The organism is Cupriavidus sp. GW821-FHT02F09, from assembly GCF_059421605.1.
This window is the reverse complement of sequence record NZ_JBWKVH010000001.1, coordinates 224,015-248,775: the sequence shown is the minus strand read 5'-3', so window position 1 is coordinate 248,775 and position 24,761 is coordinate 224,015. Positions and strand designations below refer to the sequence as shown.

The 24,761-nt window shown below is 65.1% G+C and carries 23 protein-coding genes; 7 read left to right on the top strand and 16 right to left on the bottom strand.

Annotation, left to right across the window (positions count from 1 at the left end):
• Positions 1 to 42 precede the first annotated feature (42 nt).
• The 6 genes from AC07XB_RS01340 (at position 43) to AC07XB_RS01315 (ending at position 5,295) form a co-directional block, all read left to right on the top strand.
• Complete coding sequence (locus tag AC07XB_RS01340) at positions 43 to 585, top strand: carboxymuconolactone decarboxylase family protein (protein WP_492827332.1); 543 nt, start codon at positions 43 to 45, stop codon at positions 583 to 585.
• A complete protein-coding gene (locus tag AC07XB_RS01335) occupies positions 578 to 1,435 on the top strand; it encodes an SDR family NAD(P)-dependent oxidoreductase (protein ID WP_492827334.1) in 858 nt (285 codons plus the stop codon). Before AC07XB_RS01340 ends, AC07XB_RS01335 begins: the two co-directional genes overlap by 8 nt.
• Before the next feature lie 86 nt (positions 1,436 to 1,521).
• Entirely contained in the window at positions 1,522 to 2,532 is a 1,011-nt protein-coding gene (locus AC07XB_RS01330) for a Bug family tripartite tricarboxylate transporter substrate binding protein (protein ID WP_492373742.1), read from the top strand.
• 164 nt (positions 2,533 to 2,696) lie between these two features.
• Entirely contained in the window at positions 2,697 to 3,305 is a 609-nt protein-coding gene (locus AC07XB_RS01325; RefSeq protein ID WP_492827370.1) for a TetR/AcrR family transcriptional regulator, read from the top strand.
• A 121-nt stretch (positions 3,306 to 3,426) separates the two neighbouring features.
• On the top strand, positions 3,427 to 4,236 hold the full coding sequence (locus tag AC07XB_RS01320) for an oxidoreductase (RefSeq protein ID WP_492373743.1): 810 nt from the start codon (positions 3,427 to 3,429) through the stop codon (positions 4,234 to 4,236).
• Positions 4,237 to 4,293: 57 nt separating this feature from the next.
• Positions 4,294 to 5,295 carry an NADP-dependent oxidoreductase gene (locus tag AC07XB_RS01315; RefSeq protein WP_492810324.1) on the top strand — a complete coding sequence of 334 codons (1,002 nt, stop codon included), beginning with the start codon at positions 4,294 to 4,296 and terminating at the stop codon, positions 5,293 to 5,295.
• Between the two features lie 9 nt (positions 5,296 to 5,304).
• Here the strand turns inward: AC07XB_RS01315 and AC07XB_RS01310 are convergent, their stop codons facing one another.
• The 6 genes from AC07XB_RS01310 to AC07XB_RS01285 all read right to left on the bottom strand — a co-directional run bounded on the left by AC07XB_RS01310 (position 5,305) and on the right by AC07XB_RS01285 (position 14,064).
• Positions 5,305 to 7,680, bottom strand: coding sequence for a DNA polymerase II (locus AC07XB_RS01310; RefSeq protein ID WP_492827336.1), 2,376 nt, complete (start codon positions 7,678 to 7,680; stop codon positions 5,305 to 5,307).
• Between the two features lie 75 nt (positions 7,681 to 7,755).
• On the bottom strand, positions 7,756 to 9,330 hold the full coding sequence (locus tag AC07XB_RS01305; RefSeq protein WP_492373745.1) for a methyl-accepting chemotaxis protein: 1,575 nt from the start codon (positions 9,328 to 9,330) through the stop codon (positions 7,756 to 7,758).
• Between the two features lie 485 nt (positions 9,331 to 9,815).
• Positions 9,816 to 10,670 carry an SDR family NAD(P)-dependent oxidoreductase gene (locus AC07XB_RS01300; RefSeq protein ID WP_492810013.1) on the bottom strand — a complete coding sequence of 285 codons (855 nt, stop codon included), beginning with the start codon at positions 10,668 to 10,670 and terminating at the stop codon, positions 9,816 to 9,818.
• Between the two features lies 1 nt (position 10,671).
• Positions 10,672 to 11,469 (bottom strand): citryl-CoA lyase, encoded by a 798-nt coding sequence (locus AC07XB_RS01295; RefSeq protein WP_492373747.1) that lies wholly within the window; start codon positions 11,467 to 11,469, stop codon positions 10,672 to 10,674.
• Positions 11,466 to 13,046, bottom strand: coding sequence for a class I adenylate-forming enzyme family protein (locus AC07XB_RS01290; RefSeq protein ID WP_492827338.1), 1,581 nt, complete (start codon positions 13,044 to 13,046; stop codon positions 11,466 to 11,468). Before AC07XB_RS01290 ends, AC07XB_RS01295 begins: the two co-directional genes overlap by 4 nt.
• A 22-nt stretch (positions 13,047 to 13,068) precedes the next feature.
• On the bottom strand, positions 13,069 to 14,064 hold the full coding sequence (locus AC07XB_RS01285) for a tripartite tricarboxylate transporter substrate binding protein (protein WP_492373749.1): 996 nt from the start codon (positions 14,062 to 14,064) through the stop codon (positions 13,069 to 13,071).
• A gap of 102 nt (positions 14,065 to 14,166) precedes the next feature.
• Between AC07XB_RS01285 and AC07XB_RS01280 the strand changes: the two genes are divergently transcribed.
• Positions 14,167 to 15,024, top strand: a complete 858-nt coding sequence (locus AC07XB_RS01280; protein ID WP_492827341.1) for an IclR family transcriptional regulator — start codon at positions 14,167 to 14,169, stop codon at positions 15,022 to 15,024.
• Between the two features lie 38 nt (positions 15,025 to 15,062).
• Here the strand turns inward: AC07XB_RS01280 and AC07XB_RS01275 are convergent, their stop codons facing one another.
• From AC07XB_RS01275 to AC07XB_RS01230, 10 genes are all read right to left on the bottom strand, one after another.
• Positions 15,063 to 16,112 (bottom strand): branched-chain amino acid ABC transporter permease, encoded by a 1,050-nt coding sequence (locus AC07XB_RS01275; protein WP_492827343.1) that lies wholly within the window; start codon positions 16,110 to 16,112, stop codon positions 15,063 to 15,065.
• Entirely contained in the window at positions 16,109 to 16,993 is an 885-nt protein-coding gene (locus AC07XB_RS01270; protein ID WP_492827345.1) for a branched-chain amino acid ABC transporter permease, read from the bottom strand. Before AC07XB_RS01270 ends, AC07XB_RS01275 begins: the two co-directional genes overlap by 4 nt.
• Positions 16,994 to 17,003: 10 nt before the next feature.
• Positions 17,004 to 17,729 carry an ABC transporter ATP-binding protein gene (locus AC07XB_RS01265; RefSeq protein WP_493688016.1) on the bottom strand — a complete coding sequence of 242 codons (726 nt, stop codon included), beginning with the start codon at positions 17,727 to 17,729 and terminating at the stop codon, positions 17,004 to 17,006.
• A gap of 9 nt (positions 17,730 to 17,738) precedes the next feature.
• Positions 17,739 to 18,515: an ABC transporter ATP-binding protein gene (locus tag AC07XB_RS01260; RefSeq protein WP_493688015.1), complete on the bottom strand. Its 777-nt coding sequence runs from the start codon at positions 18,513 to 18,515 to the stop codon at positions 17,739 to 17,741.
• 76 nt (positions 18,516 to 18,591) lie between these two features.
• Complete coding sequence (locus AC07XB_RS01255) at positions 18,592 to 19,275, bottom strand: DUF2848 domain-containing protein (RefSeq protein WP_492828617.1); 684 nt, start codon at positions 19,273 to 19,275, stop codon at positions 18,592 to 18,594.
• A gap of 26 nt (positions 19,276 to 19,301) precedes the next feature.
• Entirely contained in the window at positions 19,302 to 20,486 is a 1,185-nt protein-coding gene (locus AC07XB_RS01250; protein ID WP_492828633.1) for an ABC transporter substrate-binding protein, read from the bottom strand.
• Positions 20,487 to 20,615: 129 nt separating this feature from the next.
• Positions 20,616 to 21,962 (bottom strand): amidase, encoded by a 1,347-nt coding sequence (locus tag AC07XB_RS01245; protein ID WP_492828615.1) that lies wholly within the window; start codon positions 21,960 to 21,962, stop codon positions 20,616 to 20,618.
• 2 nt (positions 21,963 to 21,964) lie between these two features.
• Positions 21,965 to 22,345 (bottom strand): cupin domain-containing protein, encoded by a 381-nt coding sequence (locus AC07XB_RS01240; protein WP_416048339.1) that lies wholly within the window; start codon positions 22,343 to 22,345, stop codon positions 21,965 to 21,967.
• A gap of 46 nt (positions 22,346 to 22,391) precedes the next feature.
• Positions 22,392 to 23,873, bottom strand: coding sequence for a 4-hydroxyphenylacetate 3-hydroxylase family protein (locus tag AC07XB_RS01235; RefSeq protein WP_492814947.1), 1,482 nt, complete (start codon positions 23,871 to 23,873; stop codon positions 22,392 to 22,394).
• A gap of 33 nt (positions 23,874 to 23,906) precedes the next feature.
• A complete protein-coding gene (locus AC07XB_RS01230; protein WP_492828613.1) occupies positions 23,907 to 24,452 on the bottom strand; it encodes a flavin reductase family protein in 546 nt (181 codons plus the stop codon).
• Positions 24,453 to 24,761 lie beyond the last annotated feature (309 nt).

Sequence of the window (24,761 nt, the reverse complement as noted above, 5' to 3'; positions counted from 1 at the left end):
CGACCTCACCTGCCGCGCGGCAGGTAACGGAGACAACACAACATGGCCAGACTACCTTACTTCGATGTGGATAACGTGCCCGGCTGCCTTGGCGAGCAACTGCGCGGGCGTCCCGCCCTCAACCTGTACAGGATCCTGCCGCATGCGCCGGAGATCGCGCTCGGCTTCCTCGGTCTTGGCCGCGCGATTCTCACGCAGGCCTCGCTGCCGCCCACGCTGCGCGAGCTGGTCATCCTGCGGGTGGGCGCGCTCAGCGGCGCCAGTTACGAAGTGCATCAGCACCGGCGTGTGGCGCGCGCCGCCGGTGTGCCGGAAGAAAAAATCGATGCCGTGCTCAAGCCGGATGCCAACGGCGACTTCAGCGAACTCGAGCGCCTTGCCATCGCATTCACCGATGCCGTGGTGCATGACGTCAAGGCACCGGCGCAGCTCTACGCCAAGGTTGCGGCGGCCCTGGACGAACAGATGATGGTCGAGCTGCTGGCGACCATCGGCTTCTACATGCTGGTGTCGCGCCTGCTGGAAAACCTCGAAGTCGATATCGAAAACCCGCCGCTGGAAAAGCTGGAGCTGCGTCATGACTGAATGCTTGGAAAGCCGTCCGGACCAACAACTGTTTGCACCCGCGCTTGGCGTGCCGCGCCGTGACGGCCGGCTCGCCGGGCGCCGCATCCTGGTGGTAGGCGCGGGCCAGCGCCATACCGTCGATCCGGTGCCATCGGTAGGCAATGGCCGTGCCATGTCGATCCTGTTCGCCCGCGAGGGCGCCGCCGTGGCATGCGCCGATATGGATGCCGGCGCCGCGCAGGACACGGTCGACCTGATCCTGCGCGAGAACGGCCGCGCGATACCCGTCCAGGCCGACGTTTCGGACCCCGCGCAAATCTCGCGCATGGTGGCCCAGGCCGTGGCCGCGCTGGGCGGGCTCGATGGCCTGGTGGTCAACGTCGGAATCGGCAACCAGAATCGCTTCGGCGCGGAGACGCCCGACGACTGGGACCGGGTCCAGGACATCAACCTGCGCGCCCCGATGTTCTGCGCCCAGGAGGCCGCCGCCGTCATGCCCGCTGGCAGCGCCATTGTGTTCGTGGCCTCCACGGCGGCGATCTCTCCGCTGAGCGGCCTGCCGGCCTACGAGACGTCCAAGGCGGCCTTGACCGCGCTGGGCCGCGCGGTGGCATTCGCCGGCCAGCCCAGCGGCTTGCGTGCGAATGTGCTGGCACCAGGACTGATCGACACGCCGATGGGCCGCGACGCCTCGCGCGCCCGGCCCTCGCGCGCAGCCCGCCCGCTGCCGTTCGGCCGGCAGGGCACAGGCTGGGAGGTTGCGCACGCCGCGCTCTACCTGGTCAGCACCGAGTCCTCCTATGTCAACGGGCAGATGCTCATCGTCGATGGCGGCCTGTCGATCGGCGCCGTGCGCGCCGCAGCCTGACGGCTGGCGCGGCGTTGTACAGGTCAAGCGGGCCTGGGCCGTACCATGGCCAGGCCCGCCATCACAACAATATGCAGGAGACAAACATGATGCGGATTAGCTGGAACACGTTGGGACTCGGACGATTCCTGGCCCTGGCACCCACCCTCGGCATGGCGCTGGGCCTTGCGCTCGGCGCGGCGCCGGCGAGCGCGCAGCCGTGGCCAGTGCGACCGGTTCGCCTGATCCTGCCCAGCGCCGGCGGCAGTGGGCCCGACACCATTGCGCGGATCTTTGCCGAGCGCTTGTCGCGCACGCTGGGCCAGCCCGTCGTGGTCGACAACCGGCCTGGCGCCAATGGCGTCATCGGCGTCGACGCGGTGGCCAAGGCACCCGCTGACGGCTACACCTTGCTATTTGCCAGTTCGTCTTCCACCGTCATCAGCCAGGCCCTGCTGCACAAGCTGCCATTCGATGTGACGCGTGACCTTGTGGCCGTGGCACAGATTTTCTCAGGGGGCATCCATCTGGTCGCCTCGCCGGATTTTCCCGCGCGCAACCTGAAGGAGTTCGTTGCCCTCGTCAAGGCGAATCCCGGCAAGTACGACTACGCCACCTGGGGCCCGGGCTCCACCGGGCAGCTCGTGATGGAGTACCTCAAGCGGAAAGAAGGACTCGACATCCGGCATGTGCCCTACAAGACGATCGGCCAGATCTACCAGGACATGCAGGGCGGGCTGGTGAAGGTGGCCTTCGTCGACGCCACCAGTTCGGTGCCGCTGATCAAGACCGGAAAGCTGCGCGGCATCGCCATCACCGGATCGCACAGGGGACCGGCGTTGCCGGACCTGCCGACCATGACCGAACAAGGCTATCGTTTCGATACAGATGCCTGGTATGGTGTGTTCGCCCCGCGCGGTACGCCAGCCGGCGTGGTAGCGGCCGTGCACCGGGAGATCCTGAACACGCTGTCCGCCCCGGAGTTGCGTGACCGGTTCGTCCAACTGAACCTGGTCGATCCGCCATTGAAAAGCGCGGAGCAGTTTGCCCAGACGGTACGTACCGACCTGTCCCTCTGGCAAAGCATCGCCAAGATAAACGGCATCAGCTTGGACTGAGAGGCCTATCGTCAGCAGGGTCGTTGCTGCGTGCGCTTCATCAAGCCACGATAGCGCACCCTCATGTAGCCGAACTGACAGTTGCACTGCTCAGCGCTGCCTGGGGGGGGCGCCTTGATCTCCATCGACATGGCTCCGTGCAGCAAATGGCGGCGAAATGTTATATGATGGTCGTCATGAAGAAGCCGTCAATCAATCGCAAGACCGTGAGCCGCAAGGAACTCACGCACGAGCGCATCGTCGAGGTCGCCGCGCGCGCGATTCGGCGCAGTGGCTACGACGGCACAGGAGTGGCCGACATCATGAAGGAGGCCGGCCTGACGCATGGCGGCTTCTACGCCCATTTTCCATCGCGCGAGGTACTGCTTGCCGAAGCCGCTGACCGCGCCGGTGCTGAAGCCGTGGCCTTGTCGGAGCATATCGCCGCCTCCGTGCCGCCAGATCAAGCATTGCCGGCGATGGTGCGCGCCTATTTGTCGAAAGCGCATTGTGAAGACATGGAGACTGGTTGCCCTGTCTCCGCCCTCGGCTCGGAGATGCCGCGCCAGGCGCCGGTCGTGCGGCGCGCAGCCACCCGCCGCATCAAGGAGATGATCGATGTCGTTGCGCGCCAATTGCCCGATTGGGGCCAGCCGGGTGCGCACGAACAGGCACTGATGACAGTTGCCTCCATGGTTGGCACCATGGTGCTGGCGCGTGCCGTGGACGACCCCAGGCTGTCGGAAAGTTTTCTTGAAGCCGCATTGAAGAAACTCGCGCCCACCGACGCGTAAATCTGCCGGCCCGGTGCCGGTGCCAGTTTTCGTTGGATCCAAAATATGATGATCATCATATTTTGGCAAAATGAACGCCCGACCAACCACGTAAAACATCCCTCAATATCGGAAGGACAGCATGGAAACCAAGATAGCGCTCGTTACGGGCGCCTCGTCGGGAATCGGCGAAGCCACGGCAAAGCGGCTTGCGAAGGCCGGATACAAGGTCTACGGCACCAGCCGGCGCGGTGCGCAAGCCGGACCGCGGACGTTCGAGATGCTGCCACTTGACGTGACCAGCGAAGCATCGGTCGAAGCCGCCGTCAAGGAAGTACTGCGCCTGCACGGCCGCATCGACCTGCTGGTCAACAACGCTGGCTTCGGTGTCGCCCCCGCTGCTGCGGAAGAGAGTTCGATTGACCAGGCCCGCGCGATCTTCGATACGAACTTCTTCGGGATCATCCGCATGACGCGTGCCGTGTTGCCCCATATGCGGCAACAAGGTAGCGGCCGCATCATCAACATCGGCTCTGTGCTGGGTTTCTTGCCCATGCCCTACATGGCGCTGTACTCCGCCACCAAGCACGCGGTCGCAGGCTACTCGGAATCGCTCGACCATGAGTTGCGCACGATGGGCATCCGGGTATCGGTCATTGAGCCGGCCTATATCAAGACGCCTTTTGACGCGAACTTCATGGCGCCCGACGCCCCTCTCGACACCTACCGCGAGGTGCGCTCGGCCGTGGATAGGCGAGTGAAGGAGGTGGTCGAGGGCGCTGACGGTCCTGAGGTTGTGGCCGAGACCGTACTGCAGGCCGCCATCGCGGCGCGTCCGAAACTCCGCTATGCAGCTGGTGGACTCGCCGGCCGCCTGCGATTGCTACGCAGATTTGCGCCTGCGAACATGGTAGACGCCGGTATTCGCAAAGATCTGCGGCTCGCAACGTAGACGGCGTTACTGCCCGTGAAACAACTTGACGCAACGAGAAACTGACAAGGAACCATGATGAAGGCATTCGTCGTCGATCGATATGGACGCAAACATGGCGTACGCGCTGGCGATATGCCGGTCCCGGAGGTGCGCGAGGACGACGTATTGATCCAGATTCACGCCGCTGGCGTGAACCCTCTCGATGCCAAGATCAGGGACGGCGAGTTCAAATTGATTCTGCCCTATCGTCTGCCATTGATTTTGGGCAACGATCTGGCCGGGGTTGTTGTCCGCGTCGGATCGCGCGTACAACGATTCAAACCGGGCGATGAGGTCTATGCGCGACCACACAAGGACCGCATCGGCACTTTCGCGGAATGCATCGCGATCAAAGAGGATGGCGTGGCCCTCAAGCCCACGGCACTCACGATGGAGGAAGCGGCTTCAATTCCGTTGGTGGGATTGACTGCCTGGCAGGCGCTGATCGAAAAAGGGCAACTCAGGAAAGGGCAGAAAGTGCTCATACATGCTGGCTCGGGCGGCGTTGGCACCTTTGCCATTCAACTGGCGAAGCATGTAGGCGCAACGGTCGCGACGACAACGAGCGCGCGCAATATCGCACTGGTGAAGCGCCTCGGTGCGGATATCGTCATCGATTACACGAAAGACGACTTTGCGGCCATCCTGAAGGACTATGACGTGGTACTGGATACGCAGGGCGGCAAAGGGCTCGAGAAGTCGCTGCGAGTGCTCAAGCCGGGTGGCAAACTCATCGGGATCGCCGGTCCGCCTGATCCCGATTTTGCGAAAGAGATGGGCGCCTCCTGGTTCCTGAAAGCAGCAATGCGCTTTCTGAGCCATCGCATCAGGAAAGCCGCGAAACGCCGTGGCGTCAGCTATTCATTTGTTTTCATGCGTGCTAACGGAGACCAGCTAGGCCAGATCGCCAGGCTCATCGACGCAGGTGCGATAAAGCCCGTGATCGATCGGGTTTTTCCGTTCGCGTCGACCAAAGAGGCGTTGGCCTACGTCGAAACAGGACGTGCAAAGGGCAAGGTTGTCATCAAGATCCGATAGAAGGCGCCATCAAAACAACGCCTTCTGCCCCGTCACCAGCGTCTCGAACGCATCGCCCAGGAAGGGCAGGATGGCGTCGGCCACCGGCTGCAGCTGGCGCGTCAGGTAGTGGTCGTAGTCGATGGGCGAGCGCCGGGTTTCCAGGGGCTCCGGGCCGGCCACCGTCATCACATAGCTGATCCAGCCGCCGTTCTGGTATTGCAGCGGACGGCCTTCCTTGCGGTTGAACTCGTCCGCGATGCGTGCCGCGCGCACGTGCGGCGGCACGTTGCGCTGATAGTCTTCGAGCGTGCGGCGCAAGCGCTTGCGGTAGACCAGTTGCGCGTCGAACTCGCCGCTCATGGTGCGGCGGACGTAGTCCTGCACATATTCCCGGTACGGCTGCTTCTTGAACACGCGCTGATAAAGCGCTTGCTGGAACTGCTGGGCCAGCGGTGTCCAGTCCGTGCGTACCGTTTCCAGGCCCTTGTAGACCATCTCCTCACTGCCGTCCGCCTTGGCGACCAGCCCCGCGTAGCGCTTCTTGCTGCCCTGCTCGGCGCCGCGCACGGTGGGCATCAGGAAGCGGCGGTAGTGGGTCTCGTACTGCAACTCCAGCGCGCTCTCCAGGCCGTACTGTTGTTGCAGATGCTGCTGCCACCACTGGTTCACTTGCTGGACAAGCATGCGGCCAATCCTGTCGGCGTCTTCCTCGGCATGCGGCTGCTTCAGCCAGACAAAGGTCGAATCGGTATCGCCATAGATCACCTGGTAGCCCTGCGCCTCGATCAGCTCGCGCGTGCGGTGCATGATCTCGTGCCCGCGCATGGTGATCGACGACGCCAGGCGTGGGTCGAAAAAGCGGCAGACGCTGGACCCTAGCACCCCGTAGAACGCATTCATGATGATCTTCAGGGCCTGCGACAAGGGCTTGTTGCCTTCGCGCTTGGCCGCTTCCCGGCCTTGCCAGATCTGCTTGACGATGGCCGGCAGGCAATGCCGGGTGCGCGAGAAGCGCGCGCCGCGAAATCCCGGCACCGAGCTTTCGTCGGACGGATCCTGCAGCCCTTCCACCAGCCCGAGCGGATCGATCAGGAAGGTGCGGATGATGGACGGGTACAGGCTCTTGTAGTCCAGCACCAGCACCGAATCGTACAGCCCGGGCTGCGAATCCATGACAAAGCCGCCGGGGCTGGCCCCGTCCGGAACCTCGCCCAGGTTCGGGGCGACATAGCCCTGGCGATGCATCAGCGGCATGTACAGGTGCGTGAAGGCGGCCACGCTGCCGCCGCTGCGGTCCGCCGGCAATCCCGTGACGGCGGCCCGCTCCAGCAGGAAGGTCAGCAACTCGGTCTTGGCAAAGATCCGGGTCACCAGCTCGCAGTCCTTGAGGTTGTAGCGCGCCAGCGCGGGCTTGTCTTCGGCAAAGCGGCGGTCGATCTCCGCCATCCGCTGATACGGGTTGTCGATGGACTTGCCCTCGCCTAGCAGCGTCTGCGCCACGTTCTCCAGGCTGAAGGACGGGAAGTTCCAGGTAGCGGACCGCAGCGCTTCGATACCGTCGATGATCAGGCGGCCGGCGGCGGAGGCAAAGAAATGGTTCTCCTTGAAGCCGTGCTCGCGCCACTCCAGCACATTGCCGCCCCGGCCAAACAGCAGCGGGACCTGATAGCGATCCGCATGCTTCTGCAGCACGCGCAGGTCGAACTGCACCACGTTCCAGCCGATGATGGCATCGGGATCGTGCTGGGCAAGCCATTGGTTCAGCTTTTGCAGCATCAGCGGGTGGCTGGCGCAGTACTCCAGGTCAAAGTCGACCGCGCTGTCGTCGCCGTTGGGCGGGCCGAGCATATACACCTGGCGCTGGCCGCAGCCTTCCAGCGCGATCGAGTACAGGTCGCCGTGGGCGGTGGTCTCGATGTCCAGCGACACCAGCTTCAGCGTGGGCCGATAGGCTGGCCCTGGCTTCATCTGGCTGTTGAGCAGGGTGCCTCCGCCGTGGGCCGCGTTGGCCTCGCCGGCAAACCAGACGGGCGCGGTAATGAAGCGCTCCATCAGGTAGCGCTCCGGGGGGCGGATGTCGGCCTCGTAGACGCTGACGCCAGCTTCCTTCAGCAGTTTTTCCAGCTTGGTGAGCTGGCGGTAGTGCTGGCAGTACAGGCCCAGCACCGGGCGGCGATGGAAATCCGCGAGCGGGAGTTCGCGCAATGCCACGTTGCGCTCGCCGCGCAAGACCGCCTCGGCGGTCTCGCGCTGCTCGGCCGGCACGAACGCCACCGAGAGCTGGTGCGCCAGGCGGATATGGCGAGGGCCACTGTCGGTTGCCAGCCAGAACTCGACTTCCGTCCCGGCGGCCGTATCCCGCCAGTGCCGAGTCAGAAGAAAACCCTGTTGTCGTTGAGCCACCTGCCGCCTTTGAAAACCCACCCTGGCCGGCTATTTTACTGGTCCTTGGCCAGTCGGGCCCCGCCCAGGCCCCATTCAAGCCCCGGTCAGGCCGGATGGCGCGCCATGCCCGCCACGCTCCTGATGGAGCTTGAACACGGCCACCGCCTGCACCAGTTGCCGTGCCCGCGCATGCAGGCTTTCCGCCGCCGCCGAGCTTTCCTCCACCAGCGCGGCGTTCTGCTGGGTGGCCTGGTCCATCTGGCTCATGGCGGTTTCGATCTGCGCCACGCCCGCGCTCTGCTCCGTGCTGGCTGCGCTGATCTCGCCCATGATGTCGGTCACGCGCTTGATCGCCGCGACGATCTCCGTCATGGTGGCGCCGGCATGATCCACCATGGCCGTGCCCTGCTCCACGCGCTCCACGCTGGCGGTGATCAGCGTCTTGATCTCCTTGGCCGCCTCGGCACTGCGCTGCGCAAGGTTGCGCACCTCGCCCGCCACCACGGCAAAGCCACGCCCCTGCTCACCGGCGCGCGCGGCCTCCACGGCGGCGTTCAGCGCCAGGATGTTGGTCTGGAACGCGATGCTGTCGATCACGCCGATGATGTCGGCGATCTTGCGCGAGCTGTCGTTGATGTCCTTCATGGTGCCCACCACCTGCCCGACCACGTCGCCGCCCTTGCGCGCCACCGTGGTGGCGCCAATGGCGAACTGATTGGCCTGCAGCGCGTTGGCGGCGTTCTGCCTGACCGTGGAGCTGAGCTCCTCCATCGAGGCCGCGGTCTGCTCAAGCGCGCTGGCCTGCTCCTCGGTACGGCCGGACAGGTCGCGGTTACCATCGGCAATCTGCTGGCTCGCGCTGGCAACGCCTTCGGCGTTCTCGCGCACGTTGGCGATCACGCGCACCAGGTTAGCCTGCATGTCCTTCAGCGCGCGCATCAGCCTGGCGGTTTCATTGTTGCCGCTGGCATCGAACTGCAGGCTCAGGTCGCCCGCGGCCACGGCCGCCGACACGCGCACGGCCTGATTGATTGGCCGGGTGATGGCGCGGATGATCCATGTGGCCATGCAAACAGCGACCAGCAGCGCGACGGCACCCGAAGCCCAGATCGTGGCCTTCATGCGCTCGACGGCGTCGATGGCCTCGCTGGTGGACGTTTCCATGAGTTTGTCCTGATGCTGGATCAGGCCTTCCACCGCGGCGAAATAGGCCAGCTGGGCCGGGCGCAACTCGCCCAGCAGCATGTTCCTGGCCTCGTCGGCATTGCCTGCCGCCACCAGCCCGAGGAACTTGTCCTGCAGGGCACCGTACGCACCGCGCGCTTCTTTCACCTTGGCCAGCTCGGCCCGACCCTTGTCAGAGGTGATCTTGGTCTCTAGCCGGGCCCATTGGGCGGCAATGGTCTTTAGCGTGGCGGCGGTCAGTTCACGTTCCTTCTCGATATCTGTCGCCACCGTCATGATCACCATATTGCGCAGCGAGCGCGCGACCTGGTTCAGGTTTCCCTCAATGTCATTGAGATCCGCTATTTTTCTGTAGTGGTCACTTAATACCGTGTGCAATGCATTTTCCACGGTATGAATCTTGATGATCGATGTGCCGCCCATGAAGGCGATCAACAGAACCAGAATGCCGAATCCGGCAGTAAGGCGGGTTGATATTTTCATGTCACTGAAACGCATGTTTGTCCGTCGTCCTGGAAAAAGAAAGGAGGAATGCAAGAGGTCATCGGCCAGAGCCATCCCGGAAAGGCAAGCGAGAGACCGGCAGGCGGCTGCGTGGCAACGCCGCCTGCACGGATGCCTGATCTTCGCTTGTCGTGGCAACCGATCGAGCGTCGGCTTCGGGAGGAAGACATCGGCTCGTGCCGGCAAGAAATGCCGGCGTTCTTCATGCCGATGGGTACATATCGGCAAGGTTTAGTGACTCTTTAGACCCTCGCGCAATGGCGCTGCGCGAATATCCGCGCTGCGGATATGGCTAGCCGGCCATCCTTTCTTTTAAGAGGCCATTTCAAAAAGATTCTGACGTCGTTGCGCGGCCTTGCCGTACCAGTTGTACTGTCTGCGGCCGCGCGCCTAGCCAGAACCGCTTCGCTTCATTTTGAAACGGCCTCCAAGCAACTACTGCACGTGGGACGACGGATTGCGTGTCACACGAATTTCCCGGTGATGCCGCCATCCACCACGAGCTCCGTGCCGGTGATATAGGCCGCCGCATCGGAGGCGAGGAAGGCGCAGGCGTGGGCCACGTCCCATGCGCTGCCCATGCGGCCCATCGGCACTTGCGCGGCGCGCGCACGGCGCGCCTCGTCCAGGCTGGTGCCGGAGAACATCTTCGCCACCGTGGTAGCGATGCGCGGCGTGTCGATCAGCCCCGGCACCACGGTGTTGGCGCGCACGCCATGTGGCGCATATTGTTGCGCCAGCATGCGCGTGAACTGCGTCACGGCGGCCTTGGTCACGCTGTAGGCCAGGTGCGGATAGCCCACGTAGCGCATGCCGGCCACCGACGAGATGGCGATGATGGCGCCGCGCCCGCGCGCCATCATGTCGGGCAGCACCTGCTGACTGGCCAGCAGCAGGCTGCGCACGTTGACGGCGTGGATGCGGTCCAGGTCGTCCGCGGTGGTTTCCATCGGGCCACCGGTCTTGCCAATGCCCACGTTGTGATGCAGCACGTCCACCATGCCGAAGCGCCCGCGCGCCGCGGCAAAGAGCCGCACCACTTCGGCCTCCACGGACACATCGCCCGTGAAAGTCTCGGCGATGCCGCCTTCGGCCCGGATCAGCGCCGTGGTTTCCTCGGCCGAGGCCGCGTCACGGTCCACCACGCAGACCTGCGCGCCCAGGCGCGCGTAGGTCACGCTGGCCGCGCGGCCGATGCTCCAGCCCGGCCCCGCGGAGCCCGCGCCGGCGACAAAAACCGTGCGGCCCGAAAGATCGAGCGGCAACCCGGGCGGGCGTGCCGCCGCCGCGCTGTCGCCTGCGTTCGATAGATTCGTCATGTCACGCGCCCTCCCCTGGCCGGTGCCCGCCTTCGCCCACGTAAGGAATCGCGTGTTCGATGGTGTCCCAGATAAAGCGGCCCGAAGGGCTTTGCTGCTCCTCCACGATATGCGCTACCAGCCCGGCCGCGCGCGAGATCACGGCAAAGCCGCGCATCACGGCCGTGGGTACGCCCAGCTCACCCAGCAAGGCGGCCACCGCGCCGGTGGCGTTGATGGTGATGGGCCGGCCGGCCACGGCATCCACCGCGCTGGACAGGCGCTCCAGCGCCCGGATCTTGTCACCAGCCAGGTCGGGCTCGGCGCGGCCCATTTCCAGCAGCTTGTAGGCGCGCGGGTCCACCGGCTTGTGCAGGTGGTGGCCAAAGCCGGGCACATGGCTCTTGATGGACTTGTAGTGGCGCGCGATCTCCATGGCCTCGGCATCGGGATCGGCGGCCGCGCCGATGCGGTCGAGCAGCTGCGCGCAGTTCTCCATGGTGCCCACGAAGGAGCTGCCCACGGCCAGCAGGCCCGCGGATACGGCGCCCTGCAGGTTCTCGGGCGCGCTCATGTAGATCAGCCGCGTGGCGATGGCGCTGGGCGTGAGGCCGTGCTCCATCAGCACGATCAGCACCACGTCGGTGATGCGCAGGTCCACCGGGCGCGGCTCGCGGCCCAGGATCTGCATGAGCATGACCTCGGTGAAGGTCTTCTTGCCCATCAGGTCCTCGACCAGGTCCGCGTCGCGATAATGCAGGCTGGTGAGGGTGTGGGTGCAAAGGCGGGTGACGGGCTTGGAGGAGGCGGAGGAAGTCATGATGGATTCGCAGTGGATTCGTTGGAAGGGGTCGGGGCCGAAGGGACCGATGGGGCCGATGGGACCGAAGCGGCTTCGGGAGCGATGGCGCGTTCGCGCACGGCGGTCTTGAGCACCTTGCCCACGGCGGAGCGCGGCAGGCTCGCATGGAAGTGGACGCGCTTGGGCGTTTGCACGGGGCCCAGGCGCTCGCGCACAAAGGCAATCAGCTCGCCTTCGGTGGCATGCTGGCCGGGGCGCAGCTGCACGGCGGCGTGCACCGCCTCGCCCCATTTTTCGTCGGGCACGCCGAACACCGTGCATTCGTGCACCGCCGGATGCTGGCCCAGCGCGTTCTCCACATCCACCGGATAGACGTTGAAGCCGCCGGTGATGACCATGTCCTTGAGCCGGTCCTTGAGGTACAGATAGCCGCGTTCGTCGATCAGGCCGCGGTCGCCCGTGTGCAGCCAGCCGTCCACCAGCGTCTCGGCGGATTTCTCCGGCAGGCGCCAGTAGCCGCTCATCACCAGGTCGCCGCGCGCGACCACCTCGCCGACCTCGCCCGGGGGCAGCAGGCGGCCGTCCGGGGCCATGATGGCCACGTCGCTGAACCAGGTGGGCAGGCCCACGGCGGCCCAGTTGCGCTCGTCCTCGAAATCCGCGGGGCGCATCACGGTCAGGCTCTGCGGCGCCTCGGTCTGCCCGTAGGTGGTGCCCAGCACGGGGCCGAAAAAGGCGCGCACCTCGCGGATCTTCTCGGGCGGCATCGGCGCGCCGCCGTAGATCAGGCGGCGCAGGCAGGGGAAGTCCGCGCGCGCGGCGCCGGGCAGCGCCATCAGCATGTAGACCAGCGTTGGCGGCATGAAGCACACGGTGCCGCCGCGCTCGCGAAACGCCGTGCGCACCGCCTCGGCGCCGGCCTCGGCCAGCACCACGTGGCAGCCGCCCTGCGCCAGGATGGGCAACAGGTAGGTCGACGTGCCATGCGTGATCGGCGCGGCCACGATGTAGCGCTCGTGCTCGTCAAAGCCCCACGCGTGGATCTGGTTGGAGACGTTGGTCATCCAGGCGCGGTACGGCTGCATCACGCCCTTGGGCAAGCCGGTGGTGCCGCCGGTGAACTTGATCGCCTGCGTGGCATCCTCCGGCAGCGCAAAAGCCGGGCGCGATGCGCCGGCATGCTGCGCGATCAGCGCGGCCACCGACCTCTCCCCGGGCGGCGGCGAGCCGCTATAGATGCGCGCGCCGGCCGCGCCCTCCAGCAGGCCGGCGCAGGCCGTATCGAGCACCAGGATGGAGGGCTCGGTGGCGTCGATGATGCGGCGGATCTCCGGCCGGGTGCTCTTGGGATTCAGCGGCACCCAGACCTTGCCGCAGGCCAGCACCGCCAGGAGCGCGACGATGTGCTCGGCGCTGTTCTTCGCGCAAATGCCCACGCGGCTCTGCAGGGTGTCATCGAGCGCATTGAGCGCCGTGGCCAGCGCGGCCACCTGGGCGGCCAGCGCGTCGTAGCGGATCGCGCCTTCGGGGGCGTCGATGGCAATGTTGCCGGGCCAGCGCGCCGCGGCGCGCCAGAAGAAATCGATCGGGTACATGGTAGGCAACGCTCCTTGTTTCTTATTCGGCCTTGGCGCCGGACTGCTTCACCACGTCGTGCCAGCGCTTGGTTTCCGCCGCGATCAGGCGGCGCAATTGCTCTGGCGAGCCGGGCTCGGGGGTGGCCGCCAGATCCTGCAAGCGCTGGCGCACGTCGGGCGCGGCCAGCACCTTGTTGAGGGCCGAGTTCAGGCGCTCGATCACCGGCCGCGGCGTGCCGGCGGGTGCGGCCAGGCTGAACCACGATTGCACGTCAAAGCCGGGAAAGCCCGACTCGGCAACGGTCGGCACCTCGGGCAGCAGCGGCGAGCGCTGGGCGCTGGTGATGGCAATGGCGCGCAGCCGCCCCGCCTTCACGTGCGGCAGCGCCGAAGGCGTGTTGTCGAACATCGATTGGACCTGCCCGCCCAGCAGGTCGGTCACCGCCGGCGCGCTGCCTCGATACGGGATGTGCAGCATGTTCAGCCGGGCCTGCATCTTGAACATCTCGCCCGACAGGTGGATGGACGAGCCGCTGCCCGACGAGGCAAAGGTGATGCCGTCCTGCGACGCCTTGGCAAAGCGGATGTAGTCGGCCAGGGTTTTCACCGGCAGCTTGGGGTTCACCACCAGGATGTTGGGAATCCTGGCGATCAGCCCGATGGGCTCGAAGTCCTTTTGCGGGTCGTAGCCAAGCTTGTCGTACAGCGACGCGTTGATGGTGTTGGCGATGGTGTAGACGTAGAGCGTGTAGCCATCGGGCGCCGACTTGGCCACCACTTCGGCGCCCACGTTACTATTGGCGCCCGCCCGGTTGTCCACCACCATCGGCTGGCCCAGCTGCTCGCCCAGCTTGAGCGCGATGATGCGCGCGATCACGTCCGTGGCGCCGCCGGCGGCGTAGCCGACCACGAGCTTGATGGGCTTGGTGGGCCAGGCGGTGGGCTGGGCATGAAGCGGCAGCGCGAGGCCGCCCGCCAGGCTGAGGGCCGCCGCGAACGCCAGCAGGCGCCGGCGCGGTGCATGATGCAAGGTCATGGTTTGTCTCCTGTTTTGGCAGTGCAATGCCGTCGCTGGCCCCCTTCTGGCCGCGCTGCGGCATACTGCGGGTGGCTTCCATCGACCGAGAAATTCTTCCCCATGCCTGCCCGCTCCGCCAATCAAAACGTCCGCCTGCCGGACGTTTCCGCCAAAGGCAAGGCAGCCCTCAGCCCCCTTCCCGACGCTGCCGATGCTGCGCAGCCCACTGAAGACGGCGGCAGCCGCACGCTGCGGCGCGGCCTGCAATTGCTGGATGCGGTGCTGGCCAGCGGCCGCGAAGGCCTGCGCGTGGTCGACCTGTGCCGCATCGCGGCGCTGGAGCGCGCCACGGTCTACCGGCTGCTGGCTACCTTGATGGAAAGCGGCTATGTGGCGCAGCGTGGGCGCTTTCGCTACGTGGCGGGGCCGCGCCTGTCGGCGCTTGCGCTGCCGCACGCCACCGATGGCCTGGCGGCGCGGCTACAGCCAGTGCTGGCGCGCGTGAGTGCCGCTTGCGGGGATGCCGCGTTCGCCGTCGTGCGCGAAGGCGCGATCTCGCACTGCATCGCGCGCCATGTCGGGACGCATCCGGTGCAGATCCTCGTGATCCAGGTCGGTACGCGCCAGCCGCTGGGCGTCGGCGCCGCCGGGCTGGCCCTGCTGGCGGCGCTGCCGCAAGACGACGTGGCGCAATGCATCGCCGCCAATGCCGCGGCGCTGGGCCACTACGGCGGCATGACGCCCGAGCGCATGAACATCCTGGTGCGCGCCACGCGCGAGCGCGGCTGGTCCGTGATCGGCAATCACGCCACCAGCGGCGTGCTGGCCGTGGGCATGGCGGTGCACAGCACGGACGGCGAACCGGTGGCGGGCATCAGCGTGGCCTCCACGCTGGCCCGCATGCCGCGCGAGCGGCAGCAACTGATTGCCCGGGCCATGCGGGAATCGCTGGCGGCGTTGCTGCCCAAGGGATTGTGAAGGGCTGTGAGGGGCTGTAAGCGAGGGGGGACGCGTTGCTAGTCGGGCTTCAGGCTAGGCGCGGCGCGCGGCGCGCGCAGCCTTCGGCGCAACACCTGGCTACCGGTCAAGCGTTCAAGCTGGCCCACAAGGCCCCGGCGGAACAGCAGGACACAGGCGATAAAGATGACGCCCGTCACCATGGTGACCGACTCGCCCAGTGCGCCGAACCACGCGATGCCCGTGACGGACGCCAGGAAATTGCCGATTGCGCCCAGCCTGGTCTCCAGCGCCACCACCACGAAGGCGCCGGCCAGCGGGCCGGATAGCGTGCCCAACCCACCCACCAGCGTCATCAGGATCACCGATCCGGACATCGACCAGTGCACGTCGGTGAGCGTGGCAAAGCCCAGCACCAGCGCCTTGATCGACCCGGCCAGCCCCGACAGCGCGGCGGACAGCACGAACGCCATCAGCTTGTAGCGGTCGGTGTCGTAGCCCAGCGAGATGGTGCGCGGCTCGTTCTCCTTGATTGCCCTCAAGATCTGGCCAAACGGGGAATGCACCGTGCGCACGATCAGCGCGAACGCCGCCACGATGACCACCAGCGCCACGTAGTACAGCGTCAGGTCGTCGGCCAGCGGCAGCACGCCGAACAGCTTTCCGCGCGGAATCGCCTGCAGGCCATCTTCGCCGCCCGTGGCAGGCGCCTGCAGGCAGACAAAAAACAGCATCTGCGCCAGCGCCAGCGTGATCATCGAGAAATAGATGCCTTGCCGCCGGATCGCCAGCGACCCCACCACGTAGCCGGTCAGACCGCCGGCCAGCGTCCCCAGCACCATGCCCGCTTCCGGCGTGACGCCCCACACTTTCATGGCATGGCCCGCTGCATAGCCGGCGCCGCCGAAGAAGGCCGCATGGCCGAACGACAGCAGCCCGGTATAGCCGACCAGCAGGTTGAAGGCGCACGCGAACAGCGCAAAGCACAGCACCTTGAGCACGAACACCGGATACGCCCCGGCCATCGGCGCCAGCACCAGCGCTGCCAGCAGCAATCCGTACCACACATTCCTGGCTGACCGGCCCATCGTTCCCATCGTTCCCATCATTGACTCCTTCCAAACAGCCCCGACGGGCGCAACATCAACACGATTGCCATGATGAGGAACACCACCGTGGCCGAGGCCTCTGGGTAGAACATCTTGGTCAATCCCTCGATCACGCCCAGGCCGAGGCCGGTCAGGATCGCGCCCATGATCGATCCCATCCCGCCGATCACCACCACCGCGAACACGATGATGATCAGGTTCTGCCCCATCAGCGGCGAGACCTGGATCACCGGCGCCGCCAGCACGCCGGCAAACGCGGCCAGCGCCACGCCAAAGCCATACGTCAGCGTCACCATCAGCGGCACGTTGACGCCGAATGCCTCGACCATCTTGGGGTTCTCGGTGCCGGCGCGCAGGTGGGCGCCCAGCTTGGTCTTCTCGATCAGGTACCAGGTGGAGAAGCACACCGTCAGCGACGCCACCACCACCCAGGCGCGGTAATTCGGCAACATCATGAAGCCCAGGTTGGTAGCGCCGCCCAGCGCCTGCGGCGCCGAGTAAGGCAGGCCCGACACGCCGTACACCGAGCGCAAGATGCCCTCGATCACCAGCGTGATGCCCAGCGTCAGCAGCAAGCCGTAGATATGATCGAGCTTGTAGATCCAGCGCAGCAGGGTGCGCTCGATCACGATGCCGATCAGCGCCACCGCCAGCGGCGAGAGCACGAGCATCGCCCAGTAGTTGAGCCCGGCGTACTCCATGCCCATCCAGGCCAGCACCGCGCCGAGCATGAACAGCGCCCCGTGGGCGAAGTTGATGACATTGAGCAGCCCGAAGATGACCGCAAGGCCAAGGCTCAACATCGCGTAGAAGGCACCGTTGACCAGCCCCAGCAGCAGTTGGGACAGCAAGGCGGAAAGGGGAAAATTCAGTATCGTCATAAAGCGGTCCTCATACCCCCAGCAACGCGTTCAGCACCGGCATCCTGGCCTGCAGCTCCGCAGCCGCGAAGCGCTCGACGATCGTGCCGTGTTCCATCACATAAAAGCGGTCGGCCAGCGGCGCGGCAAAGCGGAAGTTCTGCTCCACCATCACCACCGTGTAGCCCTTTTTCTTGAGCATCAGGATCATGCGCGCCAGCGCTTGCACGATCACGGGCGCAAGGCCCTCCGAGATCTCGTCGAGCAGCAGCAGGTTGGCGCCGGTGCGCAGGATGCGCCCGACGGCCAGCATCTGCTGCTCGCCGCCCGACAGGCGCGTGCCCTGGCTCTGGCGGCGCTCCTTCAGGTTAGGGAACATCTCGTAGATCTCGGCCTCGCTCATGCCGGTGACCGCGCTGGCGCCCTGCCCTTTCAGCAGCGGCGGCAACAGCAGGTTTTCCTCGCACGACAGGCTGGCGAAGATGCCCCGCTCTTCCGGGCAATAGCCGATGCCGCAGTGCGCGATCTTGTGCGTCGGCATGCCGATGGTCTCGGTGCCGTTGACGCGGATCGAGCCCTTGCGCTGGCCGGTCAGGCCCATGATGGCGCGCAACGTGGTGGTGCGCCCGGCGCCGTTGCGGCCCAGCAGCGTCACCACCTCGCCGGCATTCACGGTCAGGTCCACGCCATGCAGGATGTGCGATTCGCCATACCAGGCGTGCAGGTCCTTGATTTCTAGTGCGGGCGTTGTGCTCATCCTGGCTCCTCAGTGCGCGCCCTGCAGTTCAGCCTCGACGGTGCCCATATAGGCCTCCATCACGCGCGGGTCTTTCGATACCTCGGCGTACGGCCCTTCGGCCAGGATCGCGCCGCGCTGCAATACCGTGATCTTGTCGGCAATCGACGAGACCACGTTCATGTTGTGCTCCACCATCAGGATGGTGCGCCCCACCGCCACCTTGCGGATCAGCTCGGTCACGCGCGCCACGTCTTCGTGGCCCATGCCCTGGGTCGGCTCGTCCAGCAGCATCATCTCGGGCTCCATCGCCAGCGTGGTGGCGATCTCGAGCGCGCGCTTGCGGCCGTACGGCAGGTTGACCGTCACCGTCTGCGCCACATCGGTCAACCCGACCTGCTCCAGCAGTTCCATGCCGCGCGCGTTCAGCGCGTCGAGCGTGGTTTCGCTGCGCCAGAAATGATAGGAGGTGCCAAGTTGCCGCTGCAGCCCGATGCGCACGTTCTCCAGCACCGTCAGGTGCGGGAACACGGCGGAGATCTGGAACGACCGGATCACCCCGCGCCGGGCGATCTGCGCCGGCTTTTCGCGGGTGATGTCGATGCCGTTGAACAGGATCGTGCCCGTGGTCGGCTCGAGGAACTTGGTCAGCAGGTTGAAGCAGGTGGTCTTGCCGGCGCCGTTGGGGCCGATCAAGGCATGGATGGAGCCGCGCCGCACCTTGAGGTTGACGTCGCACACGGCGGTGAAGCCGCGGAACGACTTGGTCAGGCTGTGCGTTTCTAGTATGGAATCTTCGTGGTGCATCGCTTTGTCGCTTTTGGCATGCATCGGGAATACGGGTCTGGCAGGCGGATCCGGCCAGCGGATCCGGCCAGCAGCCCTAGCCGTGGACGGGCAACGTTTCGACCGCGTACGCGTGGTGCAGCGAGCGGGCGAGAACCGGATCCTCCAGTTCGATCTCGAAGCGATCCGCCATCCGGATGCCGCCAATGGCCGCCAGCGTGCCGCACAGCATGGCGGTACCGTCGTCAAAACTGCCGCCGTGCTCCGCAAACCTGTCGAGCAGGTCCTGGGGCGAACGCATCGCCGTCACCGGCCCCTGCTGATACAGCACGCGCTCGCCGTCGATGGTCGCGTAGGCGCGCAGGATAAGCTGGTCCCAGTGCTTGACGATGTCGGCCAGGCGCCATAGCACTTGCGCGCAGGGCTTGTCGCACATCTGCTTGGACACCGTGATGCCATAGGTCTCCACCTCCCGGTCGGTGTGGTCCGAGGCAATGCCAACATACATCTCGCCCTGGTCCTTGAGCAGCAGGAACTCCACTTCGCCGCTGCTGGCATTTCCGCTGACCTGGATCGTTGGCTGCGATTGCAGCCGCTGCGCCGCAACCCGGTAGAAGACCGGGGTCGCCGCTGGCCGCTTGACGCCCAGTACTTCGAGCTCGCGGATGTGTTTTTCCATTGCGTCGGCATCCCTACCCGTCCAGCCCGCGATGACGAGCTGCTTGACGGTCACAACGCGCTGCCACCTGCCGGTGCGTGTCTCGATATCGAATGTCAGCATGATGATGTCTCCGTGGTTGCGAATCGCTATTTCTTGAGCAAGGCGCACTTGCTGGCAGCGATGGGCCGGAACGCCTCGCTGGCTGGAATGACCTGCTTGATCTTGTAGTAGTCCCAAGGTTTCCGGGATTCCTGCGGGCTCTTGACCTCGACGAGGTACATGTCATGCACCATCAATCCGTCGGCACGGATCTTTCCATTGGTCGCAAAGAAATCGTTGATGGGACTGGCCTTCATCTTCGCCACCACCGCATCGGTCTCGTCTGTCCCCGCGGCCTGGACCGCCTTCAGGTAGTGCATCGTTGACGAGTACACGCCGGCTTGCACGAGCGTGGGCATCTTCCGGGCCTTCTCGAAGAAGCGCTGCGACCACGCGCGGGCCGCGTCATCGCGGTCCCAATAGAACGAGGTGGTGAGCATCATCCCTTGCGCCGCTTGCAGGCCGAGGCTATGGATGTCGCTGATGAACATGTGCAGGCCCGCCAGCTTCTGCTTTCCTGCGCCGCCAATGCCGAAGTCCCGGGCGGTTTTCAGCGCGTTGACGGTATCGCTGCCGGCATTGGCCAGGCCGATCACCTTGGCGCCCGACGCCTGGGCTTGCAGCAGGTAGGACGACAGGTCGGGGGAATTGATGGGATGCTTCGCCTTGCCGACGATCTTCCCGCCTACCGAGGCCAGGGCGTCCGTCGCGTCTTTCTCCAGGGATGCGCCCAGCGCGTAGTCGACCGTCAGGAAGTACCAGCTGTTGTCGCCCCCTTTTGCCAGCGCCTTTACCGTGTTGGCCGCAAAGGCATAGGTGTCGTAGGAATACTGGATGGTGTAAGGCGAGCAATCCTCGTTGGTCAGCCTTGTCGTGCCGGCGCCGCTGGCAATCACCAGCTTGTGCTTGTCCCTGCCCAGGTTGGACACCGCGAGCGCTACCGACGACGGCAAGACGTCCTGGATGACGTCGACCTTCTGGTTGTCGAACCAGTCGCGCGCGATGGTGCCGGCCACGTCGGTCTTGTTCTGGTGGTCGGTGCTAACCACCTTGATATCGGATCCCAGCACCTTCCCGCCGAAATCGTCCACCGCCATCTGCGCCGCCACCAGCGACCCTTTCCCGCCGATATCGGAAAAAATCGACGACATATCCGTCAGGACGCCGATCTTCACCACGCCGTCGCTGATTTTGCCCGGCTGTGCCGCGGCAATCGCCGAAAACCCCAACATCGTGCCAGCCAGGAACACTGGCTTGAATCGAAAGCGAAACATGTTCTCTCCTCTCCATTGCTGGACTGCTAGAAGCCGCGACAAGGTTTTGTCGGCGGATAATGCGGCTACAAGGCGGCCATAGATCGCCTACATCTCGTGGCTGCGCAGGATTTCCTCGATACCCATGCCGATGCCGAGCAGTTGCCGGTCCGCCATGGGCGGCCCGAACAGCATCAACCCGACCGGCGCATCGCCCGCCTCATGGCACGGCATGCTCACGGCGCACAGGTCGAGCACATTGGCGATGGCGGGGTTGCGCAGCAACAGCCGGTTGACACTGAAGAACGCAGCGTCATCGGCCAGATCGGCAATGCGTGGCGCCACGATCGGCACGGTCGGCAGCACCACGGCGTCGAACCCCTGCATTTCGCCTTGCGCCTCCCGGCACAACGCCAGCCGCCGGGCGCGCGTGCGCAGGTAGTCCGCGGCGCTCTGCTGCTCGCCCATGCGGATACGCGACAGCACACGCGGGTCATAGCGATCGCCCAGCGCGGCAACCCGTTCGGCATGCCACGCGCTTGCCTCCGCCGCCACCAGGCCACCGTTGATGCTCAGTTCCGGCAACGGGTCCCAGCTATGGAAGGCCACGTCGCGCAGCACGGCGCCCGCCGCGGCCAGCCGCCCGAGCGCACGCTCATAGGCGCTGGCCACCTCGGCGCAAAGCCCGTCGAGCACTACGTTCCTTGCCACGGCCAGCCGAAGGCCACGCACCGGACGCGCTGCCACCGGCTCATCTGGCTCGCCCGCCATGACCCGGTCGAGCGCGGCGCAGCAGGCAACCGTGCGCGCCAGGCCGCCGATCGAGTCATAGCTGGGCGACAGCGGTACCGTTCCCTGCAGCGGCACCCGGCGCGCCGTGGGCTTGAACCCCGCAATGCCGCAAAGCGCTGCGGGAATCCGGCACGAGCCGCCCGTATCCGAGCCGATCGCGGCCACGGCCATGCCGTCCGTCACTGACACCGCGGCCCCGGACGAGGAACCACCGGGAATGCGGCCAACCCCACGCTCGAACGGATTGCGAGGCGTGCCGTAGTGCGGATTGATGCCAACCCCGGAATACGCGAACTCCGTCATGTTGGTGCGCCCGACAAAGACCGCGCCAGCCGCGCGCAACCGTGCAATGGCGAGCGCATCCGCCGTGGCAACCTGTTCAGGCAACACGCGCGCACCGGCCCGCGTGACGTCGCCCTGCACGTCGAACAGGTCCTTGACCGAGATCGGCAAGCCCGACAGCGGCCCGGCCACGCCCTGCCCGCGCAACATGTCGCTTGCCCTGGCCTGCTTCGACGCGGCCATGCTCACGCCGTGCGGGAAGACGCGCGCGCCCTCCCCGCCGGGATTGCAGGCGCGCTCGACACAGCCCGCCAGCAAGGACGCCGCGTCGGCGGTGCCCGCAGAGAGCTGGCGCATCACGGAATCCACGGTCGCCAGCATGATCAGGCCGGGTCGAAGTAGTGGATTTCCAGCAACATGCAACCCGCGTTCGACTTGAAGGGCCCGTGGAAGGCGCCCGGCGGACGGCATGCATAAGTGTGCGGATCGAACGCCTGCCCGCCCTCGCCCTGTTCGTCGTTGCCGACGGTCAGGTCGCCGCTGAGCAGATACACCTCCTCCCAGTAGCGATGCACGAACGGCGCGGTAGTGAATACACCGGGCTGGAAGCGCAGCAGGCGGGTGCGGCTGCCGCGGCCGCCGCTTTCATCGAGCGAGCCGGACAGGATCTTTTGCTGGATGCCCGCGGGATAGCCCGCAGGCACCTCCCATCCGCTCGCCAGGTCAATGGTGTGGAACTCATCGTGAAGCTTGTTGATCGCCATGGTTATCTCCGTGTGTGGCAATGAATGTCAGAGCACCGCTACCCGCTCAGGCGGCGCGTGCCAGCTGGCCCAGCTCCGCGCTGAGCGAATAGCTGTCCAGGATGTTGTCGACCAGGCCGGTGGCCTTCTTCCAGTCGTAGGTCCGGTAGGTGTGGCCCTTGGTCACGAAGCCCGCGCCCGCATAGAACATCTCGTATTGGTTGTGGCGCGATGCAAACTCGGACCCCACGGCATCCCACGCCAGCTTGAAGAACTTGACGCGCTCCTCCGGGCTGCAGGCCGAAGATTTCTGCGTCTTCTCGATGATCCTGGCCAGTTCCGGGTTCTCGAAATCGTGAAGGCTCGACGGCAGCATGATCATCCCGCCGCCCGCCAGCTCGCGCAGGGTATTGAGCACCTTGGCGTAGAGCTGCTGGGTGATCACCTGCGAGCCGTACAGGAGGTTGCGGTCCGGCATGAAGTAGCCCCGCTCCATGCGCCCCTTGGATTCCATGCCATAGACGAAGGCCTCCACCATCCCCGCCTCGGCGGCGAGCTGGCCCAGCATCTCCCTCACCTGCGGGAAGCCATTGGTGCCGTTGATCTCGGTGATCTTCTGCGCGATGCCTACCAGGAAGCGCAGCTTCACCATCAGCCTTACCTGGCACTGGTAGTTCTGGTAGCTATGGGCCGGCGTGGCATGAAACTGCTTGGCGCACATGCCGACATCGCCCGCAATGAAGACGCGCTCCCATGGCACCTTGACGTCGTCGAAGTAGAGCACCGCATCGTTCTCGTCGTAGCGGCTCGACAGCGGGTTGTCGAACACCGAAGTCGCGTTGGCTTCGTACGACTTGCGCGACATGACCTTCAGGCCCTTGATGTTCATGGGCACCGCGAACGACAGCGCGTACATCTCGTCGCCCTCGCGCAAGGGCTGGATGCAGCTGCAGAACACCTCGTTGGCCATGATGCCGCTGGTGGCCAGCATCTTTGCGCCACGCACCGTGATGCCTTCGGCATCCTGGTCGACGATGCCTACGGCCAGGTATTTGTCCTCCTGCTCGTGCGCCGCCTTCGACTGGTTGGCTTGCGGGTTGACGATGACGTACGTCAGGAAGAGATCGTTGTCCCGGGCGTACTTGTAGTACTCGCGCAGGGCGCCGGCCCGCGCCCGGTCATGCTGCTCGAAGACGTCGATCCCCATATACATGCCGGAGATGCAGGACGCCACGTGATCCGGCGAGCGGCCCATGAAGCCATAGTGCAGTTCGGTCCAGGCCTCAAGCGCCATCCGGCGCTGGACCAGGTCGTCATAGCTCTGCGGCAGTTGCCAGATCCGGCTCACGCGGTCGCCGGTGTCCGGCGACTCGAATGTCATCTTCTCGATGTTCTCCGGGCGTGCCTGAAAGTCGTAGAGGTTTGCGTAACTCCGGATCGAGTTCCGGAAGGCGGCGTGCGTGGTGACATCCGTCACGCGCTTGCCGTCGAGGTAGACCTCTCTGCCGTCACGCAGCATCTCGATATGCTGGCTACCAGTCTTGACCATGTCTTCTCTCCTAAATACGTAGCGGTTGTTGATTCACACGGGGGCTGCAGGCGACTTTTCGAGCGCGCGATACCTGCCTCCGAAAAAAACCAGTGGTCTGCCGTCGGGCCGGGCCTGGTGGCGAATGACGCGTCCGATGAAGATGACGTGGTCGCCACCGTCATGTCGCGCATATGGCTCACACTCGAACGTGGCGAGCGCATCCGGCAGGAGCACCGGGGCTTCGCCACCCTGCGCCGCCAAGCCGATGCCATCCCATTTGCCAGAGCTCGCCTTGGCAAAACGGTTGGAAATGTCTTGCTGGCCTTCCTCGAGCACGTTGACGGCGTACCGGGAGGTGGAACAAAGATCCTCCAGGCTCAGGCAACGCCGATCCACCGAGAACAAGATCAGGGGCGGATCGAGCGAGACCGAGTTGAACGACGCCACCGTGATGCCAACCGGTACCCCTTCTTTCCGGGGCGCGGTGATCACGGCCACTCCGGTGGCGAACATGGCGAGCGTGCTTCTGAAGCGGCGCTGCTCATCGGCACCAGCCTCGGAATCCACTTCGCGCTTTGCATAGGTTTCGGCCATCATCCCTCCTGTACAGAATCCAGAATCCGAGCCGCGGATCATTCCAACACGATCCATCGCTCATTTGTCTTTGTTTTTTACCTTTGTAACTTAGGTAGTATTGAATGCTATTGGAGTTTGCAATTCAAGCTGGTGAAAACCCTTGGATGGTGCCTGCGGTGTTGGCGCTCTCAGTGCGCCGAAGCCTGGATGCCCTGCCGTGCCCGCACGCGGGCGCAGGCGCGCTCAACATCCATTTATCTTTGTAACTTACGTATTAATAAATGCTACTATTAAACGGTATTCGAACCAACACAAACCCTGTGACGGACC

What these genes read in the sequence shown, in the direction of transcription:
- AC07XB_RS01325 (WP_492827370.1), top strand. Translation starts at nt 2,697, where the DNA reads ATGATGGTCGTCATGAAGAAGCCGTCAATCAATCGCAAGACCGTGAGC.
- AC07XB_RS01290 (WP_492827338.1), bottom strand. Translation starts at nt 13,046, where the DNA reads ATGTACCCGATCGATTTCTTCTGGCGCGCCGCGGCGCGCTGGCCCGGC.
- AC07XB_RS01335 (WP_492827334.1), top strand. Translation starts at nt 578, where the DNA reads ATGACTGAATGCTTGGAAAGCCGTCCGGACCAACAACTGTTTGCACCC.
- AC07XB_RS01285 (WP_492373749.1), bottom strand. Translation starts at nt 14,064, where the DNA reads ATGACCTTGCATCATGCACCGCGCCGGCGCCTGCTGGCGTTCGCGGCG.
- AC07XB_RS01240 (WP_416048339.1), bottom strand. Translation starts at nt 22,345, where the DNA reads ATGGCGATCAACAAGCTTCACGATGAGTTCCACACCATTGACCTGGCG.
- AC07XB_RS01270 (WP_492827345.1), bottom strand. Translation starts at nt 16,993, where the DNA reads ATGACGATACTGAATTTTCCCCTTTCCGCCTTGCTGTCCCAACTGCTG.
- AC07XB_RS01320 (WP_492373743.1), top strand. Translation starts at nt 3,427, where the DNA reads ATGGAAACCAAGATAGCGCTCGTTACGGGCGCCTCGTCGGGAATCGGC.
- AC07XB_RS01265 (WP_493688016.1), bottom strand. Translation starts at nt 17,729, where the DNA reads ATGAGCACAACGCCCGCACTAGAAATCAAGGACCTGCACGCCTGGTAT.
- AC07XB_RS01300 (WP_492810013.1), bottom strand. Translation starts at nt 10,670, where the DNA reads ATGACGAATCTATCGAACGCAGGCGACAGCGCGGCGGCGGCACGCCCG.
- AC07XB_RS01230 (WP_492828613.1), bottom strand. Translation starts at nt 24,452, where the DNA reads ATGATGGCCGAAACCTATGCAAAGCGCGAAGTGGATTCCGAGGCTGGT.
- AC07XB_RS01235 (WP_492814947.1), bottom strand. Translation starts at nt 23,873, where the DNA reads ATGGTCAAGACTGGTAGCCAGCATATCGAGATGCTGCGTGACGGCAGA.
- AC07XB_RS01245 (WP_492828615.1), bottom strand. Translation starts at nt 21,962, where the DNA reads ATGCTGGCGACCGTGGATTCCGTGATGCGCCAGCTCTCTGCGGGCACC.
- AC07XB_RS01305 (WP_492373745.1), bottom strand. Translation starts at nt 9,330, where the DNA reads ATGAAAATATCAACCCGCCTTACTGCCGGATTCGGCATTCTGGTTCTG.
- AC07XB_RS01330 (WP_492373742.1), top strand. Translation starts at nt 1,522, where the DNA reads ATGATGCGGATTAGCTGGAACACGTTGGGACTCGGACGATTCCTGGCC.
- AC07XB_RS01315 (WP_492810324.1), top strand. Translation starts at nt 4,294, where the DNA reads ATGAAGGCATTCGTCGTCGATCGATATGGACGCAAACATGGCGTACGC.
- AC07XB_RS01255 (WP_492828617.1), bottom strand. Translation starts at nt 19,275, where the DNA reads ATGCTGACATTCGATATCGAGACACGCACCGGCAGGTGGCAGCGCGTT.
- AC07XB_RS01250 (WP_492828633.1), bottom strand. Translation starts at nt 20,486, where the DNA reads ATGTTGGGGTTTTCGGCGATTGCCGCGGCACAGCCGGGCAAAATCAGC.
- AC07XB_RS01295 (WP_492373747.1), bottom strand. Translation starts at nt 11,469, where the DNA reads ATGACTTCCTCCGCCTCCTCCAAGCCCGTCACCCGCCTTTGCACCCAC.
- AC07XB_RS01340 (WP_492827332.1), top strand. Translation starts at nt 43, where the DNA reads ATGGCCAGACTACCTTACTTCGATGTGGATAACGTGCCCGGCTGCCTT.
- AC07XB_RS01275 (WP_492827343.1), bottom strand. Translation starts at nt 16,112, where the DNA reads ATGATGGGAACGATGGGAACGATGGGCCGGTCAGCCAGGAATGTGTGG.
- AC07XB_RS01260 (WP_493688015.1), bottom strand. Translation starts at nt 18,515, where the DNA reads ATGCACCACGAAGATTCCATACTAGAAACGCACAGCCTGACCAAGTCG.
- AC07XB_RS01280 (WP_492827341.1), top strand. Translation starts at nt 14,167, where the DNA reads ATGCCTGCCCGCTCCGCCAATCAAAACGTCCGCCTGCCGGACGTTTCC.